This is a genomic window from Streptomyces sp. NPDC007875 (genome assembly GCF_042868035.1).
Taxonomy (GTDB): Bacteria; Actinomycetota; Actinomycetes; order Streptomycetales; family Streptomycetaceae; genus Streptomyces; species Streptomyces antimycoticus.
In genome coordinates this window covers 72,201-91,318 of record NZ_JBIADZ010000030.1, presented here as the reverse complement: position 1 = coordinate 91,318, position 19,118 = coordinate 72,201, and the positions used below count along the sequence as shown (strand labels likewise).

Annotated in this window: 17 protein-coding genes; 9 read left to right on the top strand and 8 right to left on the bottom strand. The window is 70.1% G+C overall.

Annotation, left to right across the window (positions count from 1 at the left end):
• The first annotated feature begins 127 nt into the window (after nt 1-127).
• Both radA and disA read left to right on the top strand, forming a co-directional pair.
• Nucleotides 128-1,552, top strand: coding sequence for a DNA repair protein RadA (gene radA, locus ACFYOY_RS40260; protein ID WP_388592650.1), 1,425 nt, complete (start codon nt 128-130; stop codon nt 1,550-1,552).
• Between the two features lie 292 nt (nt 1,553-1,844).
• Nucleotides 1,845-2,903 (top strand): DNA integrity scanning diadenylate cyclase DisA, encoded by a 1,059-nt coding sequence (gene disA, locus ACFYOY_RS40255; protein WP_351901154.1) that lies wholly within the window; start codon nt 1,845-1,847, stop codon nt 2,901-2,903.
• Between the two features lie 444 nt (nt 2,904-3,347).
• Here the strand turns inward: disA and ACFYOY_RS40250 are convergent, their stop codons facing one another.
• Nucleotides 3,348-4,202 carry a hypothetical protein gene (locus ACFYOY_RS40250; protein WP_388592647.1) on the bottom strand — a complete coding sequence of 285 codons (855 nt, stop codon included), beginning with the start codon at nt 4,200-4,202 and terminating at the stop codon, nt 3,348-3,350.
• Between the two features lie 335 nt (nt 4,203-4,537).
• Here ACFYOY_RS40250 and ACFYOY_RS40245 point away from each other — a divergent pair, with 335 nt between their 5' ends.
• From ACFYOY_RS40245 to cseC, 5 genes are all read left to right on the top strand, one after another.
• The gene (locus ACFYOY_RS40245) at nt 4,538-5,464 is read left to right on the top strand and encodes an A/G-specific adenine glycosylase (RefSeq protein WP_093463662.1); all 927 of its coding nucleotides are present in this window, start codon (nt 4,538-4,540) and stop codon (nt 5,462-5,464) included.
• A 230-nt stretch (nt 5,465-5,694) separates the two neighbouring features.
• Complete coding sequence (locus ACFYOY_RS40240; protein ID WP_351901026.1) at nt 5,695-6,303, top strand: SigE family RNA polymerase sigma factor; 609 nt, start codon at nt 5,695-5,697, stop codon at nt 6,301-6,303.
• A gap of 26 nt (nt 6,304-6,329) precedes the next feature.
• Nucleotides 6,330-7,022, top strand: coding sequence for a hypothetical protein (locus tag ACFYOY_RS40235; protein WP_351901028.1), 693 nt, complete (start codon nt 6,330-6,332; stop codon nt 7,020-7,022).
• A gap of 9 nt (nt 7,023-7,031) precedes the next feature.
• Nucleotides 7,032-7,739, top strand: coding sequence for a two-component system response regulator CseB (gene cseB / locus ACFYOY_RS40230; RefSeq protein ID WP_351901030.1), 708 nt, complete (start codon nt 7,032-7,034; stop codon nt 7,737-7,739).
• A 6-nt stretch (nt 7,740-7,745) separates the two neighbouring features.
• Nucleotides 7,746-9,083 (top strand): two-component system sensor histidine kinase CseC, encoded by a 1,338-nt coding sequence (cseC, locus tag ACFYOY_RS40225; protein ID WP_388592642.1) that lies wholly within the window; start codon nt 7,746-7,748, stop codon nt 9,081-9,083.
• 4 nt (nt 9,084-9,087) lie between these two features.
• Here the strand turns inward: cseC and ACFYOY_RS40220 are convergent, their stop codons facing one another.
• The 3 genes from ACFYOY_RS40220 to ACFYOY_RS40210 all read right to left on the bottom strand — a co-directional run bounded on the left by ACFYOY_RS40220 (nt 9,088) and on the right by ACFYOY_RS40210 (nt 11,841).
• Nucleotides 9,088-9,555, bottom strand: a complete 468-nt coding sequence (locus ACFYOY_RS40220) for a VOC family protein (RefSeq protein WP_351901034.1) — start codon at nt 9,553-9,555, stop codon at nt 9,088-9,090.
• A gap of 81 nt (nt 9,556-9,636) precedes the next feature.
• Complete coding sequence (locus ACFYOY_RS40215) at nt 9,637-10,113, bottom strand: helix-turn-helix domain-containing protein (protein WP_388592639.1); 477 nt, start codon at nt 10,111-10,113, stop codon at nt 9,637-9,639.
• An 84-nt stretch (nt 10,114-10,197) separates the two neighbouring features.
• Nucleotides 10,198-11,841 (bottom strand): MDR family MFS transporter, encoded by a 1,644-nt coding sequence (locus tag ACFYOY_RS40210; RefSeq protein ID WP_388592636.1) that lies wholly within the window; start codon nt 11,839-11,841, stop codon nt 10,198-10,200.
• 161 nt (nt 11,842-12,002) lie between these two features.
• Between ACFYOY_RS40210 and ACFYOY_RS40205 the strand changes: the two genes are divergently transcribed.
• Nucleotides 12,003-12,581 (top strand): helix-turn-helix domain-containing protein, encoded by a 579-nt coding sequence (locus ACFYOY_RS40205; RefSeq protein WP_351901038.1) that lies wholly within the window; start codon nt 12,003-12,005, stop codon nt 12,579-12,581.
• A 26-nt stretch (nt 12,582-12,607) separates the two neighbouring features.
• Here the strand turns inward: ACFYOY_RS40205 and ACFYOY_RS40200 are convergent, their stop codons facing one another.
• Nucleotides 12,608-13,240, bottom strand: coding sequence for a M23 family metallopeptidase (locus tag ACFYOY_RS40200; RefSeq protein WP_351901040.1), 633 nt, complete (start codon nt 13,238-13,240; stop codon nt 12,608-12,610).
• Between the two features lie 308 nt (nt 13,241-13,548).
• On the opposite strand from ACFYOY_RS40200, the gene ACFYOY_RS40195 reads away from it, so the two are divergent.
• On the top strand, nt 13,549-16,611 hold the full coding sequence (locus ACFYOY_RS40195; RefSeq protein WP_388592632.1) for an NACHT domain-containing protein: 3,063 nt from the start codon (nt 13,549-13,551) through the stop codon (nt 16,609-16,611).
• Here ACFYOY_RS40195 and ACFYOY_RS40190 read toward each other — a convergent pair.
• From ACFYOY_RS40190 to ACFYOY_RS40180, 3 genes are all read right to left on the bottom strand, one after another.
• Complete coding sequence (locus ACFYOY_RS40190; protein ID WP_351901044.1) at nt 16,553-16,774, bottom strand: hypothetical protein; 222 nt, start codon at nt 16,772-16,774, stop codon at nt 16,553-16,555. The two genes, ACFYOY_RS40195 and ACFYOY_RS40190, sit on opposite strands and share 59 nt — an antisense overlap.
• Before the next feature lie 606 nt (nt 16,775-17,380).
• The gene (locus tag ACFYOY_RS40185) at nt 17,381-18,742 is read right to left on the bottom strand and encodes an MFS transporter (RefSeq protein ID WP_351901046.1); all 1,362 of its coding nucleotides are present in this window, start codon (nt 18,740-18,742) and stop codon (nt 17,381-17,383) included.
• Between the two features lie 46 nt (nt 18,743-18,788).
• Nucleotides 18,789-19,100 carry a putative quinol monooxygenase gene (locus tag ACFYOY_RS40180; RefSeq protein ID WP_161560999.1) on the bottom strand — a complete coding sequence of 104 codons (312 nt, stop codon included), beginning with the start codon at nt 19,098-19,100 and terminating at the stop codon, nt 18,789-18,791.
• Between the last annotated feature and the right edge of the window lie 18 nt (nt 19,101-19,118).

Sequence of the window (19,118 nt, the reverse complement as noted above, 5' to 3'; positions counted from 1 at the left end):
GTGGCCCAAACCTGCTATGCGCCCGGCGCCCTCCGGCGAGGCCGGTGCGGGGGCCGTGCCGGGGCCCGCGAAGGAGCCGCCACCGCCGCCGTTCGGCTTTGTCGGTGGCCGACGCTAGCGTTACGGCATGGCTGCCCGTAGCTCCTCCCGCTCATCCGCCAAGGACCGCCCCTCCTACCGCTGTACGGAGTGCGGCTGGACCACCGCCAAGTGGCTCGGCCGCTGCCCGGAGTGCCAGGCATGGGGCACGGTCGAGGAGTACGGCACGCCCGCGGTGCGCACCACCGCGCCCGGCCGGGTCACCTCGGCCGCCCTGCCCATCGGTCAGGTCGACGGCCGTCAGGCCACCGCGCGGGGCACGGGCGTGGACGAGCTGGACCGGGTGCTCGGCGGCGGGCTGGTCCCCGGCGCGGTCGTGCTGCTCGCCGGGGAGCCCGGGGTCGGCAAGTCCACGCTGCTGCTGGACGTGGCGGCCAAGGCCGCCTCCGAGGAGCACCGCACGCTCTACATCACCGGTGAGGAGTCGGCGAGTCAGGTGCGGCTGCGCGCCGACCGCATCGGCGCGCTGAGCGAGCATCTCTATCTCGCCGCCGAGACCGACCTCTCCGCGGTCCTCGGCCATCTCGACTCGGTCAAGCCCTCGCTGCTCGTCCTGGACTCGGTGCAGACCGTCGCCTCGCCCGAGATCGACGGCGCGCCGGGCGGGATGGCGCAGGTGCGCGAGGTGGCCGGGGCGCTCATCCGCGCCTCCAAGGAGCGCGGCATGTCCACGCTGTTGGTGGGCCATGTCACCAAGGACGGCGCCATCGCCGGGCCCCGGCTGCTGGAGCATCTGGTCGATGTCGTCCTGCAGTTCGAGGGCGACCGGCACGCCCGGTTGCGGCTGGTCCGCGGCGTGAAGAACCGTTACGGGGCGACGGACGAGGTCGGCTGCTTCGAACTGCACGACGAGGGCATCACCGGGCTCGCCGACCCCTCGGGGCTGTTCCTCACCCGCCGCGACGAACCGGTGCCGGGCACCTGTCTGACGGTCACCCTGGAGGGCCGCCGGCCGCTGGTGGCCGAGGTGCAGGCGCTCACGGTCGACTCCCAGATCCCCTCCCCGCGCCGCACCACCTCCGGTCTGGAGACCTCCCGGGTCTCGATGATGCTGGCCGTTCTGGAGCAGCGCGGCCGGATCAGCGCGCTGGGCAAGCGGGACATCTACAGCGCCACGGTGGGCGGGGTGAAGCTGTCCGAGCCCGCCGCCGACCTCGCGGTGGCGCTCGCGCTGGCCAGCGCCGCCAGTGACACCCCGCTGCCCAAGAACCTGGTGGCGATCGGCGAGGTGGGTCTCGCGGGCGAGGTCCGGCGGGCCACCGGAGTGCAGCGGCGGCTGGCGGAGGCGTCCCGGCTCGGCTTCACCCACGCCCTGGTGCCGAGCGACCCGGGCCGGATTCCGGACGGAATGCGGGTGCTGGAGGTCGCCGACATCGGGGACGCGCTGCGGATGCTGCCGCGGCGGCGGGAGCGGGGCGAAAAGGCGCGGGCGGAGGCGGAGGAGCGCGGCTGAGGTGACAGGCCGTGGGCTGCGGTGTGTGCTGGTGAGGGCGTACGCAAGGGGGCGGTGGGCCGGGTGGTGCGCGGCACAGGGGGAGCCGCGCTCCGTTTCACACCTACGGGCGTACGCCGGGAGACCCCACGGGAGGCCGGTGGCCGCCGGTAGACTTTGCCCTGGTCTCGCCCATACGTGGCCTCGCACACCGGCATGGCAGGGCGACTCGCGGCACCGACAGACCTTGCGACGGAGGAGTGCAGTGGCAGCAGGCGACCGGGCAACGGCACCCGGCAAGGCCGACGGTCTGATGCGTGCCTCCCTGAGCGCGGTCGCGCCCGGCACGGCGTTGCGCGACGGCCTCGAGCGCGTCCTCCGGGGAAACACCGGCGGGCTGATCGTGCTCGGTACCGACAAGACCGTCGAGTCGCTGTGCACCGGCGGCTTCGTGATCGACGTCGAGTTCACCGCGACCCGGCTGCGCGAGCTGTGCAAGCTGGACGGCGCGCTGGTCCTCGACAAGGACATCACCAAGATCGTGCGGGCGGGGGTGCAGCTGGTTCCGGACGCGGCGATCGCCACCGAGGAGACCGGCACCCGGCACCGCACCGCGCAGCGGGTTTCCATCCAGACCGGATTCCCGGTGGTCTCCGTCAGCCAGTCGATGCGGCTGATCGCGCTGTATGTGGACGGCCAGCGGCGGGTCCTGGAGGACTCGGCGGCGATCCTCTCCCGCGCCAACCAGGCGCTGGCCACCCTGGAGCGGTACAAGCTCCGCCTCGACGAGGTCGCGGGCACGCTCTCGGCCCTGGAGATCGAGGACCTGGTCACCGTCCGGGATGTGAGCGCGGTCGCCCAGCGGCTGGAGATGGTCCGGCGCATCGCCACCGAGATCGCGGAGTACGTGGTCGAGCTGGGTACCGACGGCCGGCTGCTCTCCCTCCAGCTGGACGAGCTGATCGCGGGCGTGGAGCCGGAGCGTGAGCTGGTGGTGCGCGACTACGTCCCCGAGCCGACCGCCAAGCGCACCCGTACGGTGGCCGACGCGCTCACCGAGCTGGACCGGCTGACCCACGCCGAGCTGCTCGAACTGCCCATCGTGGCCCGGGCACTGGGGTACACCGGCTCGCCCGAGACCCTCGACTCGGCGGTCTCGCCACGCGGTTTCCGGCTGCTGGCGAAGGTGCCGCGGCTTCCGGGCGCCATCATCGAGCGGCTGGTGGAGCATTTCGGGGGCCTGCAGAAGCTGTTGGCGGCAAGCGTGGACGATCTGCAGATGGTCGACGGTGTGGGCGAGGCCCGGGCGCGCTCGGTCCGCGAGGGCCTGTCACGGCTGGCCGAGTCGTCCATCCTGGAGCGGTACGTCTAGCCCGCCCTGAGCCGCCGTACGTCTGCGGGGTGTCGGGCGGGTCTTGGCGCCTGCAGCGGACTGCTCCCCGCCCCTTCCCACAGCATCGATGTACGGCTCCGCAGCGTGGTGGGGTTCCACCCCGGACCCCGGCCAGACGGCCCGGATGTGCGCGAGCGTCCGCCCGGTCATGCGCCGCGCCGGCGGGCTGACCGCGATCAGCCCGCCGGCGCAGGTGTTCACGGCGGCGACGGTCGGCTCGTCGACCCCCGCGGCCCTGGGGCTTCGCCCCTGGACCGCGCGGAGCCGCATACCGATGCCGCGGAAAGGGGCGGAGCCCCGGTCCGGGGTCTGGGGCGGAGCCCCACCACGCGGCGGACGCCCCGTAGCCGCGGTATAGCCGGTGGGCGGGGCGCCGCCCGCGTAACGGCGCCCCTAAAAGCCGCTGGTCAGCCCTTGCGCTGGTCAGTCCTTCTCGAGGACGAACGACACCTTGGCCGTGCCGAGGCCGTCCACCTTCACCTCGACCAGATACGTGCCGGGCTTGGCCGACGCGCTGCCCGACGGGGTGGCGCAGTGCTCGGCGCTGCGCTTGCGGTCCCACTCCACGGTGCGCTTGGTCTCGCCGGAGCCCTTTACCTCGACCAGCGCGCTGGCACTGCCCTCCGGGCAGTCGCCGGAGGCCCAGACGTGGGCGTTCTTGGCGTCCGTGATGGTCAGCGAGGCCGCCGAGCGGCCGAAGTCGACCTTGCAGGAGCTCGACTTGGTGTTCTTCACGACGATCTCGAAGGTGGGCTTCTCCCCCGGCGCCCAGGTGTTCTTGACCTTGGAGTCCTTGACGCTGCGCACCGTCAACTCCGCATCGCCGGGGCGGCAGTCCGGCAGGCTCGACCCGGCGGGCAGACCCTGTCCGGTCCCGGTGCCGATGCCACCGCCACCCGCGCCACCACCCGAGGAGCCGCCGGAGCCGCCGCCGCCCGCGCCACCGTCGCTCGCGCCGCCGGTACCGCCGTCGTCCGAGCCGCCCCCGCTGCCGCCGGAGTCGCCGGAGCCCGAGCCGCCGTTGTCCGACTCATCGCGCCCGCCCGGCCGTTCGCTGTTCACCGGCCCGGATGAGGAGGGCCCCGGGGTGATCGTGCTCGCGGGTCCCCCGCCGCCCGATCCCTTGCCCTCGTCACTTCCGCCACCGCCCGAACCACCCCAGCCGAAGGCCCAGATGACCAGAAGCACGATGACGACGAGCAGGGCCAGCGCAACGATCCTCCGCCGCCAGTAAATGGAGGAGGGAAGCGGCCCGATCGGATTGCGCAGAGATCCCACGTGGAAACTCTACGAGAGATCGGGAGCTCTACCGGCCAATAACCCCCGCCCCGTTCCCTTCTTTTCTCATGATCCGACCGGATCCCGCACATGAGACCGCCATAAGTCCGCCACCAGGCCACCACGAGTCGCCCCAAGACGCCCCTCAGACGCCCCTGAATCGCCCCGCGGCCACCCTGAGGGGGCGGAAAGACCGCACCCGGGCGCGGTAAGCGGCCATCCGTTCCCGCACGGACGCCCGTATTGCACGATTTGGCAACGACTGGCGCGGCTCGACCCGAACGCCCGCGCCCAGCGCGCCCGCAAACCGTCCCGTCGTGCCAGGATCGAGAGCGATGACTGCCATTTCCGCTTCCGCCGTCCCGGCCGCCGCATCCCCCGACCCCGACGGAGCCGTCCTGCACCGGCCCGTCATCGACTGGTTCGACGCGCACGCGCGCGACCTCCCCTGGCGTCGCCCCGAGGCCGGTGCCTGGGGAGTGATGGTGAGCGAGTTCATGCTCCAGCAGACCCCGGTGAACCGGGTGCTGCCGGTGTACGAGCAGTGGCTCGCCCGCTGGCCGCGCCCGGCCGACCTGGCCGCCGAACCGCCCGGTGAGGCGGTCCGCGCCTGGGGCCGGCTCGGCTATCCGCGCCGGGCGCTGCGGCTGCACGGCGCCGCGGCCGCCATAAGGGAGCGGCACGGCGGTGACGTACCGCGCGACCACGCCCAGTTGCTGGCGCTGCCGGGGGTGGGTGAGTACACGGCGGCGGCCGTGGCCTCGTTCGCCTACGGCCAGCGCCATCCGGTCCTGGACACCAATGTCCGCCGGGTGTTCGCGCGCGCGGTCGGCGGTGCGCAGTACCCGCCGAACGCCACCACCGCCGCCGAGCGCAAGCTGGCCCGCACCCTGCTCCCCGACGACGAGCCGACCGCGGCCCGCTGGGCGGCCGCCACGATGGAGCTGGGCGCGCTGGTCTGCACGGCCCGCACCCCCGACTGCGCCCGCTGCCCGATCGCCGCGCTCTGCGCCTGGCGCCAGGCCGGTTCTCCGGAGCACGACGGACCGCCGCGGCGCGGCCAGACCTACGCCGGTACGGACCGCCAGGTGCGCGGCAAGCTGCTCGCGGTGTTGCGGGGGACGGTGACACCCGTACCGCAGGCGACGCTGGACCAGGTGTGGGACGAGCCGGTGCAGCGGGCCCGCGCGCTCGACGGCCTGGTCTCCGACGGGCTGGTGGAACCGCTCTCGGGCGGCCTCTACCGACTGCCCCTGACCTGAGAAATTTCCTCGTCACGGCCCTGTCTGTGACAGACCTGTGACACGCCCAGGACCCGGTTCTGACACTCGGTCGAACCGGGTTCCGTTGTTACACAACCTATGGGTAGCTGTGCATTCGCCGAGGCCCGGATGCGCATGGCGCCGCAACAGCGCCTCCGTAGCGTCCTTCTCGCGCCGACCGACAGGGCGGCACATCAACGGCGGGGAAACAGCGGGATGGAGGCTGCATCATGGGCAGCAATGTTCTGGACTTTGAGGAGTACGTGCGGAATCGGCAGGACGCGTTGCTGCGCAGCGCCCGTCGGCTGATTCCGGACCCGGTCGAGGCACAGGATCTGCTCCAGACCGCCTTGGTGCGCACTTACGGCCGCTGGGACGGCATAGCCGACAAATCGCTCGCCGATGCCTATCTCCGGCGCGTGATGATCAACACCCGTACCGAGTGGTGGCGCGCCCGCAAGCTGGACGAGGTGCCCACCGAGCAGCTTCCCGAGGCGAGTGTCGAGGACGGCACCGAGCAGCACGCGGACCGCGCCCTGCTGATGGACATCCTCTCGGTGCTGGCTCCCAAGCAGCGCAGTGTCGTGGTCCTGCGACACTGGGAGCAGATGACGACGGAAGAGACCGCGGAGGCGCTCGGAATGTCGACCGGAACGGTCAAGAGCACGCTGCACCGGGCGCTGGCCCGGCTGCGGCAGGAGCTGGAGAGCCGCGATCTGGACGCCCGCGCGCTCGGCCGTCGGGACGAGGAAGGCAAGCGGGCCGGGAGCGTCCGGCAGCACACGGGTCGGGTCCGGCGCGGCCGCCAGGAGCGGGGGCAGGACCGGTGCGCGGCCTGACCAGGGCCTCTCCCAGCAGGACAGCCGTGATCACCGGCGGTGCGGTCGTGGGCCTCGCGGCTGCCGGCGGCTGGATGCTGGCCGGATGCGGCGCCGCGAGCGAGGGTGTGCGCAAGGAGGGACCGGCGCGCACCGAGTGGGCCTCGGCCGCCGCGGACTCGGGCTCGTACGCAGGGGGCCACGCCTCGGGACGGCCGTCACCGGCCGGGCTGAAGGTCGACGCGATCAAGCTGGTCAAGACGGATCCGCAGGTCAGTGACGATCTGAAGGCGAGCCTCAAGCCCTGCCCCAAGGGCAAGGAGCCCGAGGGCAAGCAGCCGATCAAGGGCTACCCGGTGGACGTGACGTACGGCAAGCTGACCGGCTCCAGCGCCTCCGACCTGGTGATCAACGTGATGACCTGCGGCGATGGCTTCGGTATCGGCTCGTATGTGTACCGCAAGGCGGGCGACCGGTACGAGAACGTGTTCAGCGACGAGCAGCCGCCCGTCTACGCCGACATCGCCAAGGACGAGCTGCGGGTGACCAAGCTCTCCTACGCCTCCGGGGACTCGGTCTGCTGCCCTTCGAGCGAGGCCGTGATCACCTACCGCTGGACCGAGGCGGACAAGGCGTTCGACGTGCTGTCCCGTAAGCACACCGACTACAGCAAGAATGTGCCCACGGAAGAGGCGACCCCGGCGCCGTCCATGAGCGCCGACGACGGAACGGAAGGCTGAACCGAGGCTGTGGCCGAGACCCATGTGCTCTTCGTCGAGGACGACGATGTGATCCGTGAAGCCACGCAGCTCGCCCTGGAGCGCGATGGCTTTCTCGTGACGGCCGCACCCGACGGGTTGACCGGTCTCGAGTGCTTCCGCGCCGACCGCCCCGATATCGCGCTGCTCGATGTGATGGTTCCGGGCCTGGACGGGGTCAGCCTGTGCCGCCGGATCCGCGATGAGTCCACCGTTCCCGTGATCATGCTCTCCGCGCGCGCCGACTCGATCGATGTGGTGCTCGGTCTCGAAGCCGGCGCCGACGACTATGTGACCAAGCCCTTCGACGGCGCCGTGCTGGTCGCCCGCATCCGGGCCGTGCTGCGCCGCTTCGGCCATGCCAGCGGCCCCGGTGGGCGGGGCGCGGAGCCCGTCCCCGAGGAGCCCGACGGCGGGGTGCTGTGCTTCGGCGATCTGGAGGTCGACCCCGAGGGCATGGAGGTCCGCAAGGGCGGCCGGCAGGTCGCGCTCACCCCGACCGAGATGCGGCTGCTGCTGGAGTTCTCGGCCGCGCCCGGCACCGTGCTCTCCCGTGACCGGCTGCTGGAGCGGGTCTGGGACTACGGCTGGGGCGGGGACACCCGGGTCGTGGACGTCCATGTGCAGCGGCTGCGCGGCAAGATAGGCCAGGACCGGATCGAGACGGTCCGCGGCTTCGGCTACAAGCTCAAGGGCTGACCGGCGTTGGGGCGATTCGCGCTGCGCAGCGGCCTGCGGTGGAAGGTCAGTCTCGCCATCGCGGCGGTGAGCACGCTCGTCGCGGTCGTGCTGAGCCTCGTCGTCCACAACGCGGCCCGCGTCTCGATGCTCGACAACAGCCGCACCGTGATGGACGAGCGGGTGAAGGTCGCCCAGAGGTGGTACGAGCAGTCCCGGGTGCTGGGTTTCGGCGCCAAGCTGGATGACCCCAAGCTGCCGGAGCAGCTGAAGAAAGAGGCGTGGCGCGGCCAGCGTGCCACCTATCTGGAGGACTCCGGCACCGGCACCCCCGAGGTGTGGGCCTCGGTGCCGCTGCGGAACGGCAAGGTGCTGTCCGTCCACACCAAGTTCCAGGACCGCTTCGCCGTCCTCAACGACCTCGACCGGGTGTTGCTCATCGGCTCGGTGGCGGTGGTGATGGGCGGTATCGCACTCGGCGTGCTCATCGGCGATCAGCTCTCCCGGCGGCTGCGCAAGGCGGCCACCGCCGCCCGCAAGCTGGCCGAGGGCGACTCCGAGGTCCGGGTGCGCGAGGCGATCGGCGGCCGGGTGCGCGATGAGACCGACGATCTGGCGCGGGCGGTCGACGGCATGGCCGAGGCGCTGCAGCAGCGGCTGGAGGCCGAGCGCCGGGTCACCGCCGATATCGCGCACGAGCTGCGCACCCCGGTCACCGGACTGCTCACGGCCGCCGAACTGCTGCCGCCGGGCCGCCCCACCGAGCTGGTACGGGACCGGGCGCAGGCGATGCGCACCCTGGTCGAGGACGTGCTGGAGGTCGCGCGGCTGGACGGCTTCGCGGAGCGCGCGGAGCTCCAGGAGATAGCCGTGGCCGAGTTCATCGCCCGCCGGGTCCGGGCGGTGGCCCCCGACGCGGTGATCAACGTGGCGCGCGACGCCCATGTCTCCACCGACCCCCGGCGGCTGGAGCGGATCATGGGCAATCTGCTCGCCAACGCCGCCCGGCACGGCAAGCCGCCCTTCGAGGTCACCGTCGAGGGACGGGTGCTGCGCGTCCGCGACCACGGCCCCGGCTTCCCGGAGGAACTGCTGAAGGACGGGCCGAGCCGGTTCCGCACCGGCAGCACGGACCGCGCGGGCACGGGGCACGGCCTGGGGCTGACGATAGCCGCGGGCCAGGCGCGGGTGCTGGGCGCCCGGCTGACGTTCCGCAACGCCGATCCGGTGCTGGACGGGACGGACGGGATGGACGGAACGGGCGGCACGGACGGCGAGTGCCGGGGCGCGGTCGCCGTGCTCTGGCTGCCGGAGTCCGCGCCCACCAACACCGGCAGCTTCCCGATCATCGAGGTGCCGGACTGAGCGCTCAGTCCGAGACGCAGCCGTCCCAGGGCTTGCTGAAGTCCATCTCCTCGCGGGGCTGGGTGAACGAGAACCAGTTGCCGGAGTCGTCACGGAAGAGCGCCTCGGTGCCGTACGGACGCTCCTGGGGCTCCTGGACGAACTCCACGCCCTTGGCCTTGAGCGCCTCGTAGTCCCGGTGGATGTCATCGGTGGTGAACACCCCGGCGCCGAGCACGCCCTTGGCGACCAGCGTCCTCAGGGCTTCGGCGGACTCCTTGTCGAGCCCCGGCGAGCTGGGCACCATCAGGGTGAGCTGCACATCCGGTTGGTCCTTGGCTCCGACCGTCAGCCAGCGCATACCGCCGCCCTCGCCGTCCCCGCCGATGCTCATGTCGGTGCGGACCTCGAGGCCCAGCTTCTCGGTGTAGAACGCCTTGGCCCGGTCCTGGTCGAGGACCCAGACGGTGACGATGGACATCCCCTTGATCATTGCTGCCTCCGGAGGTATCGGGATGGATCGCGCGTCGTCGCGACATCGCCACCGTAGGCAGCAGGGGGTCCGGCCCGCTTCTCAAGAATTGCTGTCCTCGGCGCCACCGGCCACGGCACCACCGGCCACGGAGCGGATCGCGGGGGCGTCGCGCCCGCCGTACCACAACATGGCGTAACACCCCGGTATGACCGCCGCGGCCCGGCCGACGTACTGGTCCCGGTAGGCGCTGGGGGTGAGCCCGGTCTGCTTCTTGAAGCTCGTCGAGAACGTGCCGAGGCTGCTGAAGCCGACGAGCGAGCAGATCTCGGTGACCGAGAGATTGGCCGAGCGCAGCAGCTCCTCGGCCCGCTCGATGCGGCGCCGGGTCAGATACTGGCCGGGCGTGGATCCGTAGGCGCCCTTGAAGGCACGGATGAAGTGATAGCGCGAATAGCCGGCATGCGCGGCGACCGCGTCCAGGTCGAGCGGCTCGGCCCAGTCGCGGTCCATCACGTCCTTCGCGAGGCGCAGCCGGCGCAGATGCGCCAGCCGCGCCTCGTCCGGCGAGGTCACCATGGGGCCGATGCTGTCATGCCCCACTGACAGGGAGGCCGTCGCTCAAAGGCCGTCGAACAGAGGCCGTCGAACAGAGGCCGTCGATCAGACGGTCTCGGCGACCGGTGCCGCCTGGGCCGTGGCCTCGTCGCCGTCGGCGGACTTGGCGGCGCCCCCGCGCAGCGGGACCTCCTTGACGAACCACGCCGCGAGGAATCCGATGATGCTGATCAGCGCGCCCCACAGGAACACCTGGTGCGCACCGCTGGCCACCGCGTGGGTGTACGCGTCCCGGATCCCCGGCGGCAGCTTCTTGAGGCTGGCCGGGTCGAGCTGGGCGCTCCCGGAGGTGACGGCCGCCGCCTTCCCACCGGCCCGCTCGGCCATGGTGTCGTTCACCTGGCTGGTGAACAGGGCGCCGAGGATGGCGACACCGAAGGAGCCGCCCAGGGTGCGGAAGAGGGTGGCGGAGGAGCTGCCGACGCCCATGTCCTTCATCTCGACGCTGTTCTGCGCCACGAGCATGGTCGTCTGCATGAGGCAGCCCATGCCCATGCCGAGCACCGCCATGTAGAGGCCGGAGCTGAAGCGGGTGGTCTCGGTGTCCATCGTGGACAGCAGGAACATCCCGACGGTGATCAGGAGACCGCCGATGATCGGGAAGATCTTGTACTTGCCGGTCTGGGTGGTGACCCGGCCCGCGACCAGCGAGACGACCAGCATGCCGAGCAGCATCGGAAGCAGCAGCAGCCCGGAGTTGGTGGCCGTGGCGCCCTGGACGGTCTGCTGGTAGAGCGGCAGGAAGGTGGTCGAGCCGAACATCACGAAGCCGACGAGGAAGCCGATGGCGGTGACCAGCGTGAAGTTGGCGTTACGGAAGATGTGCAGCGGCAGCACGGGCTCGGCGACCCGCTGCTCGACGAAGACGAACGCGACGAGCGAGAGGACGCCGAGCGCCCCGAGCCCGAGAATCTGGGCCGAACCCCAGGCGTACTCGTTGCCGCCCCAGGTGGTGATCAGCACGAGCGCGGTGATGCCCACGGTCAGCAGGGCCGCACCGGTGTAGTCGATCCGTCCCTCGGCGCGCTTCTTCGGCAGGTGCAGCACCGCGGTGATCGCCGCGAGGGCGATGGCGCCGAGCGGAAGGTTGATGTAGAAGATCCAGCGCCAGCCGAGGTGGTCGGTGAGGGTACCGCCGACCAGCGGGCCACCGATCATGGCCACGGCCATCACACCGGCCATGATGCCCTGGTAGCGGCCACGCTCCCGGGGCGGCACCAGGTCACCGATGATCGCCATCACGCCGACCATCAGGCCGCCCGCGCCCAGGCCCTGGATGGCCCGGAAGCCGATCAGCTCCCCCATGCTCTGTGCCATGCCGGACAGCGCCGAGCCGCCGAGGAAGACCGCGATAGAGGTGAGGAAGACGCCCTTGCGGCCGTACATGTCGCCGAGCTTGCCCCAGATGGGGGTCGAGGCGGCGGTGGCCAAGGTGTACGCGGTCACCACCCAGGAGAGGTGGTCGAGGCCCCCCAGCTCGCCGACGATGGTCGGCATCGCGGTGCCCACGATCATGTTGTCGAGCATCGCGAGCAGCATCGCGATCATCAGCGCGAAGATCACCACGCTGGTGCTGCGCTGCTTCGGCTCGGCCTTGCCCTTGGGCTCCTTGGGTATCTGGGCCTCCTGGGCGGGCTGAGCCGGTGTCGAAGCGGATGGCGCTTCGTCTTCTGATGGTTTCCGGAACATGTTCTCCGTCTCCCCCTGGGTGATGAGAGCCCTGACGCCCACTTACTTGCCGCCCGGCTAGTTCAGTACAGTGGAGACGGTAAGGCGCCAACTAGCCGGGCGTCAAGTAAGTTACGTTCGGCCTGCCGAGGGCAGCCAGACCACCAGCACAGGAGAGCACCATGGGCAGCACATCGCGGCGGGGAGACACCCGTCAGCGCATCCAGGACGTGGCCCTGGAACTCTTCGCGGAGCGGGGTTACGAGAAAACGTCACTGCGCGAGATCGCCGAGCACCTTGAGGTCACCAAGGCAGCGCTCTACTACCACTTCAAGACCAAGGAAGACATCGTCCTCAGCCTGTTCCAGGACCTGGGCCGGCCGCTCGACGAGCTGATCGTCTGGGGCGAGCAGCAGCCGCGCACGCTGGAGACCAAGCTGGAGCTGCTGCGCCGCTACAGCGCGTCCCTGGACATCGCCGAGCCGCTGATGCGCTTCATGCAGGAGAACCAGGCGACGGTGCGCGAGCTGAGCATCGGCCAGATCTTCAAGAAGCGGATGCTCGCGATGTCCGCGCTGATCCGGGACCCGGAGGCGCCCATGGTCGACCAGGTCCGGAGCGTCACCGCCCTGTTCAGCATGCATGCGCGGATGTTCGCGCTGCAGGCGATCGAGGGCAACGCCGAGGACAAGCGCAAGGCTGTCCTCGAGGTCGCCCTCGATCTGGTGAAGCAGGCTCATGCGTCATCGACGCATGGCTGATACGCGCGCAAAGCGCATGAATTGGGTCAGACCTTGACGCCGTGGTCGCGGAGGAACTTGAGCGGCTCGACGGCGGTGCCGTAGTTCGGCGTCGTACGGATCTCGAAGTGCAGGTGCGGGCCGGTCGAGTTGCCGGTGCTGCCGGACAGGCCGATCTGCTGGCCCTCGGTCACGGTCTGGCCGATCCGCACGTCGATGCGGGACAGGTGGGCGTACTGCGAGTACGTCGCGTTGTCGTGCTTGATCACGATCGCGTTGCCGTACGCGGGGCCGTCACCGCCACCGTTCGGGCCCGCCTTGACGACGACACCCTCGTGGGCCGCGTGCACCGGGGTGCCGGTCGGCACGACGAAGTCCTGACCGCTGTGGTTGTGCGACCACAGGTTGCCCGCCAGGCCGAAGGCGGCGCCTATCGAGAACTTGTCGACCGGGGTCTGCCAGTCCTTCGCGGGGGCCTTCTTGGCCGGGGCCTTCTTCGCCGGGGCCTTCGCGGCGACCTGCTTGACGGACGGGGCGGCGGGGGCCTCGCCCGCCCCCACGGCGAACGCCGTTCCGGCGCCCAGCGCGAGCGAGGCGCCCAGGCCGACGGCGACCACAGTGGCGCGCCCCTTGGATACGGACGTAAGCGAGAAACGGCGGTTTGTGGCGCGCGGGGCCATGGGAAGTACCTCCAGAAGCGTCTTCGGACGCCTCTTGTTATCCCGTTCTCGTGAATAGGCCAAGGCGTTCTTCTACTAAGTGGCTACGTAGCGAATTAGTTATGTGAAGCGTTTCCCGCACGAAATTCCCGGAAACCCCCATCACGCCCCTGACCTGCGAGATCCCCTATTTACCGTAGTAGACGCCGAAGGGCCTGTGCGAGAAGTCACCTTCGCAGGGACTTTCGGATGTCCGATTCGGGACCAACGTCCTTACCCCGCTGTACGCTGTCCGGTCAGGGACACACAACTACCGGGGGGAATGGGACGTGGATCCCGCAGTCATCGGCGCGCGCCTGGCGTCGAGCGTCGTCGCACCGCTCGTCAAGAAGCTGTTCGTCAAGGAGGGGCCGGGCGCCGGGCTGGTCAACCAGCCGGTCCGCATTTCCTCCCTCGTCTCGTTCCGAGGCGAGAAGCGCACCCTGACCGAGAAGGACCTCGACAAGCTCGCCGCGGAACTGGTCGCCCAGGCCACCCGGCACGCCGGCCCCGGCGAGCGTCCGTGCCCCGCCGACGAGGACGAGCTGGTCGCCGAGCAACTGGCCACCACGCTGTACGCGCTCGGCGACCTCGATATGAACGACGTCCAGGCGGTGCAGCTCGGCCACCAGGGACTGGCCTACGAGCTGGCCCACGCCACCCGCACCCGGGGAAGGGCCACGCTGCGTCTCAGCCAGGGCGGCACGCTGCTCTACGAGCGCCTGCTGGACACCGCCTGCCTGCATATCCTGCACTTCTTCACCCAGCGCTCGGCCTTCGTCCCCCGCACCCTCGTCGAACAGAGCGGCCGGCTCAGCGAGCTGATCACCAAGATCGACATCCTGATCGAGCGCATACCGTCCCAGACCGCGCAGGACGCGGGCTTTGAGCGCCGGTACGCCGAGTACATGATCCGCAAGCACTCCACGCTGACCATCGTGGGGATCGACCTCAGCCACGCGGAGGCCACGTGGCCGCTGGACGCGGCGTATCTCAGCCTGGAGGCGGTCTCCTCCTCCGGCGAGGAGCGGCCGCTGGGCGCGTTCGCCGGGGAGCCCGGTGGGTCCGGTGGGCCACCCGCTGCCGAGCAGCACGCCGCTCTCCCCTCCGTACTTCCCGCCGACCGGGCGCTCTCCGGCCATCAGCGGGTGCTGCTGCGCGGGGTCGCGGGCTCCGGCAAGACCACGCTCGTCCAGTGGCTCGCCGTGTGCACCGCACGGCAGGAGTCGCTGCGCGGCCTGGAGCAGCTCATCGGCCGCGTCCCCTTCGTCCTTCCGCTGCGTACGATCGCCCGCCAAGAATCCCTGCCCTCTCCGGCCTCGTTCCTGGCCTCGGTCCACAACCCGCTGGACGGCGCCCAGCCGCCCGGCTGGGTCGACCGCGTCCTGAACGCCGGCCGCGGGCTACTGCTGATCGACGGCATCGACGAGATCCCCGAGCACGACCGCGAGCGCACCCGAGCCTGGCTGGCCGATCTCCTCATCGCCTACCCGGACAATCTGTGGCTGGTCACCTCCCGCCCCTCGGCCGTGGCCGACGACTGGCTGGGGGCTCAGGACTTCGCCGAGTTCACGCTGTCCCCGATGAGCCGCGAGGACATGGCGGCGTTCATCGACCGCTGGCATGAGGCGGCGCGCCAGACCTGCCGTACGGAGGAGGAACGGACGGCGCTGGGCGACTACGAGTCGGCCCTGCACACCGCCGTCCGCACCAAGCAGGACCTGAGCCGCCTCGCCACGAACCCGCTGATGTGCGGGCTGATCTGCGCCCTGCACCGCGCCCGGCGCGGCTATCTGCCACCGGGCCGCAAGGCTCTGTACGACGCGGCGCTGTCGATGCTGCTGACGCGGCGCGACACCGAGCGCCACATCTACGCGCCGGGTGACGTCCAGCTCGACGAGGAGCCTCAGATCCAGCTCCTCCAGCGGCTCGCCTACTACCTGATCCGCAACGGCGAGGCCGAACTGGACCGCGACCGCGCGGAGTACCTCATCGAGGAGGCCCTCCCCTCCGTCCCCGCCGCCCGGGCCCTGGGCGACGCCCCGGCCATCCTGCGCCATCTGCTGCTGCGCAGCGGGCTGTTGCGCGAGCCGTCGGTGAGCACGGTGGACTTCGTCCACCGCACCTTCCAGGACTACCTGGGTGCGAAGGCGGCGGTGGAGGCGTGGGACGTCGGCCTGCTGATCCGCAACGCGCATGACGCGCAGTGGGAGGACGTCATCCGCATGGCGGTCGCGCATGGGCGACCGCGCGAGCGGGCGGAGCTGCTGCGCAAGCTGCTGGTGGAGGCGACGCGGTGGGACGCGCGGTCGTCGCTCCGTCTGCACCTGCTGGCCATGGCCTGCCTGGAGCACGCGCCAGATCTGGACCCGGGGATACGGAACGAGGTCACGCAGAACGCGATGGAGTTCGTCCCGCCTGTGACCATCCCGCAAGCACGGGAGCTGGCCGCGGTGGGCCCCTTGGTGCTGGAACTTCTTCCGGGGCCGGAGGGGCTGACGGACGAGGTGGCGCAATGCTGTGTGGTGGCGGCTTCACGCATACCGGTGGACGCGGCCATCCCATATCTGGCCCAATTCGCCGACCACCCCGCGGTCGAGGTGCGCGCGCAACTGGCGTCGAGCTGGGGCCGGTACGACATCGAGCGATACTTCAACGAGGTGATCCTCCGCCTGGACCGGGACGACCTGTATTTCGTGGCCGAGTCCATGGAGCAATTGCGCATACTGCTGGATACGGGTCCGCGTCCGTGGCTGATCCTGCGCGGGAATTTCACGGACGACGAGATCAGGGACAGCCTCAATGGTGAGGAGGTGACTGGGCTGCGGCTCAACCGTAACCACGTGGTGGAAGACCTCGGCGCCGCGATCGGCCACCTGGCGAACCTCGAAACGCTCTATCTGACCGACTGTCTTGGTGGGGGCCTCTTCCTCACCGGCCTGTCCGACCTCCCCCTCCGCACCTTGGTCGTCGAAACATCGGGCCTGTCAGGCGTGGACGTGCCCTATGGCCTGGAGAAGCTCACAGCACTGGAGCGGCTGAAGGTCACGATCGGACACGCAAGCATGGAGCGCGACTTCCCGCCCAGCATCACCTGGTTGGATCTGCATATTCTGCACGAGTTCCTGGACACCGCCTGGATGCCCTCGGCATTCCCCCGCCTTCGTCACCTGAACATCCTCTTTCCCCATGGCGCCGACCGCCCCATCGATCTGTCCCCGCTCGCGGCCCTCCCCGACCTGGAGACGGTCACCATCAACGCGGAGATCAGCGGTGCCGCATCGCTGCACGGCGTCACGGTGACGGCTTTTCCCTCCGCCGCTCGGCCTTCAGCAGGCGCTGATAGTCCGTGAGCACGCGCAGCAGCGCGAAGCCGGTGCCGAGGGGGACGGTGCCGAGTCCCAGGTGCGGGTCGCGGGGGTCGCTGAGGTCGGCTCGTATGTCGGGGAGCCGTACGCCTTGGGCGGCGAACTCGTCGGGGAGGATGGCGGCCCGCTCGGCGGGGGTGGGGTTCATGCGGGGCTTTTCGCGTACGTGGACGGGACGTTGAACTCGAACCAGACCGCTTTGCCGGTGCTTTCGGCGGATTCGTCGAGTGTCATGCCGCAGACATCGGAGAGGGCCGTGACCAGCTGAACTGGAATCGCGCGCGGCCCACCTGCAAAGCCACGAGACACTGCTGATCCCCGGGCTCTGACCGGCCATCGGGTGACTTGAGGCCGTCCGTCGAGTTTGTCGCCCGCATGACCGCGGTGGGCAACCTTGACGGACACTTCTTGTCTGTCGCCGGTCATGGTGCAGCAGGTCCGCATGCGCCTGGTCGTCCTGAAAGCAGACGGTCTGCGTCGCGTGCCACCTGCAGCGAGACTCCATGTCGGGTGCCAGGCTTCACCTGGCGCGACTACACCCAGCTCGGGAAGTTCATGCTTGTCTGCTGCTCGATCGCCAGCCGACCGTATGGCTCGGGTGGGCCGGCCGTTGTGGATCACGGGCGCGGAGCCTTCGGGAGCCCTCCGATGTTCTCGGAGTAGGGCCGGGTGGTCTGACCGGCCAGGCGGTGTTCACTGGTGGTCCCACCGGCTGCCGTTGTGCGGTCGTGGCCGGTGGGGACCTGGAAGCGGCTCACTGCGGGAGGGGTTGTCCCTTGGTCTCCGGCCCGACGAACCAGACGGTGGCGATGGCGATGACGTACATCACCACTCCGACGACCGTGGCAGCGGCCGTGATCCCGCCGAGCAGGCTGATGAGCATTCCGGTGCCGAGGGTGACCAGCGCGCCTGCGATGCGCGCGGAGTTGAACACCGCGGAGATCGCTGTGGCGCGACCCGAGGTGGGGAACAGCTCGGGCATGTAGATGGGCATCCAGGCGAACTGGCCCAGGATGAAGAACCCGGCCACGGCTGCCACGGCCAGTGCCGCCTGCGGGGTGTGGACGGCGAAGAAGAAGACCGGGACGACGGCCGCGGATACGGAGTAGTAGAGGAGCATGGTGGGTTTTCGGCCCCAGCGGTCGGCCAGGTAACCGAGCAGGAGGTAGCCGGGTACGGAGGCGCCGTTGAACACCAGGCCGGCGTTGGCACCCCATCGGGTGCCCGTCTCGCCGATGTCCTTGGCGAGTTGGGCGGTGTATGCGGGGATCCAGGCCGACACGGCGTACAGGCCGATGACCGACACGACAGTCAGCACGAGCAGCCGCAGCCCGCGACGGCGTAGGTGGGCGTGGCTGAAGACGGCGGTGAAGGGGGAGCGCAGGAGTTCCCTGTCTGCGGCTGCGACGGTGTTGCCGGCTTCTTGGGCGGCTTTGGCCTTGCGCCGCCGGTCGCGGACCGAGGTCCACATCTCCGGGTCGCGGACGGCCCGCCGTACGTAGAGGACGATGAGTGCCGGGAGCGTGCCGATCAGGAAGAGGTAGCGCCAGGCGTTGTCGCCCACGGGCTCCAGCAGGTACCAGGCCAGCGCGGCGAAGACAGCGCCGACACCGAAGCCCGACTGAAGTACTGCGGCGGCTCGTCCTCGTGAACGGTCCGGCCAGAGTTCGCCGATCAGGGCGGTGGCACTGCCCCACTCCGCTCCCAGTCCCATGCCGGTGATGAAGCGCAGGGTGAGCAGCCACCAGTAGTCGGGTGCGAGTGCGGTCAGACCGGTGAAGAGGGCGTACCAGAGGATGGAGAGGATGAGGGTGCGGCGTCGGCCGAGTCGGTCGGCCGCGAAGCCGGCGAGGATCCCGCCGAGCGCCCAGCCGGCGAGGGTGGCCGCAAGCAGGCCGCTGACGTAGGTGGGAAGGTCTGCCAGCTGTGCTTCGGTGCCCACCGCCATGACGGCTGTGGGGCCGACGAGGACGAGGGCGTAGGTCTCGAACCCGTCGAAGGTCCATCCCAGCCAGGACGCGAACAGCGCACGGCGGCTGCTTTTGTCGATGTGGCGCACGGCTGGGGACGGGCCGAGAGTTCTGGGGGGCGACACGTCGTTTTGCAGGTCGGACATGGTGCTCTCCTTTGAGCGGTCGCGCGACGTCGTGACGTGCCCGTCGTCAGCCGATGACGTTGACCGGCCTGAGGACGGAAACCTCGACCGGTTTGGCGAGGAGGTCGGACAGCTGGGCGCGGTACGCCTTGTAGTGGGCCGTCGTGCGGTGGGCCTCCAGGGCTGCGGAGTCCTGGTAGCGCTCCAGGAGGACGAAGTCCGAGGCTTCCGTCTCGGTGGTGTAGAGGTCGTAGGAGCGGCATCCCGGCTCGGATCGGGTCGGGGCGATCATTCCTTCGAGCAGGGCCTGCAGCTGCGGAGCGCGGTCTGAGGCCGGGGTGAAGCGGGCGATCACGGTCACGTGGTTCTGGTCTGGCACGGGGGCTCCTTTGATTCC

Bases quoted from the DNA above. Each gene is read 5' to 3' on its own strand.
- radA (WP_388592650.1), top strand. From the start codon at position 128: ATGGCTGCCCGTAGCTCCTCCCGCTCATCCGCCAAGGACCGCCCCTCC.
- disA (WP_351901154.1), top strand. From the start codon at position 1,845: ATGCGTGCCTCCCTGAGCGCGGTCGCGCCCGGCACGGCGTTGCGCGAC.
- ACFYOY_RS40245 (WP_093463662.1), top strand. From the start codon at position 4,538: ATGACTGCCATTTCCGCTTCCGCCGTCCCGGCCGCCGCATCCCCCGAC.
- ACFYOY_RS40240 (WP_351901026.1), top strand. From the start codon at position 5,695: ATGGGCAGCAATGTTCTGGACTTTGAGGAGTACGTGCGGAATCGGCAG.
- ACFYOY_RS40220 (WP_351901034.1), bottom strand. From the start codon at position 9,555: ATGATCAAGGGGATGTCCATCGTCACCGTCTGGGTCCTCGACCAGGAC.
- ACFYOY_RS40215 (WP_388592639.1), bottom strand. From the start codon at position 10,113: ATGGTGACCTCGCCGGACGAGGCGCGGCTGGCGCATCTGCGCCGGCTG.
- ACFYOY_RS40210 (WP_388592636.1), bottom strand. From the start codon at position 11,841: ATGTTCCGGAAACCATCAGAAGACGAAGCGCCATCCGCTTCGACACCG.
- ACFYOY_RS40205 (WP_351901038.1), top strand. From the start codon at position 12,003: ATGGGCAGCACATCGCGGCGGGGAGACACCCGTCAGCGCATCCAGGAC.
- ACFYOY_RS40200 (WP_351901040.1), bottom strand. From the start codon at position 13,240: ATGGCCCCGCGCGCCACAAACCGCCGTTTCTCGCTTACGTCCGTATCC.
- ACFYOY_RS40190 (WP_351901044.1), bottom strand. From the start codon at position 16,774: ATGAACCCCACCCCCGCCGAGCGGGCCGCCATCCTCCCCGACGAGTTC.
- ACFYOY_RS40185 (WP_351901046.1), bottom strand. From the start codon at position 18,742: ATGTCCGACCTGCAAAACGACGTGTCGCCCCCCAGAACTCTCGGCCCG.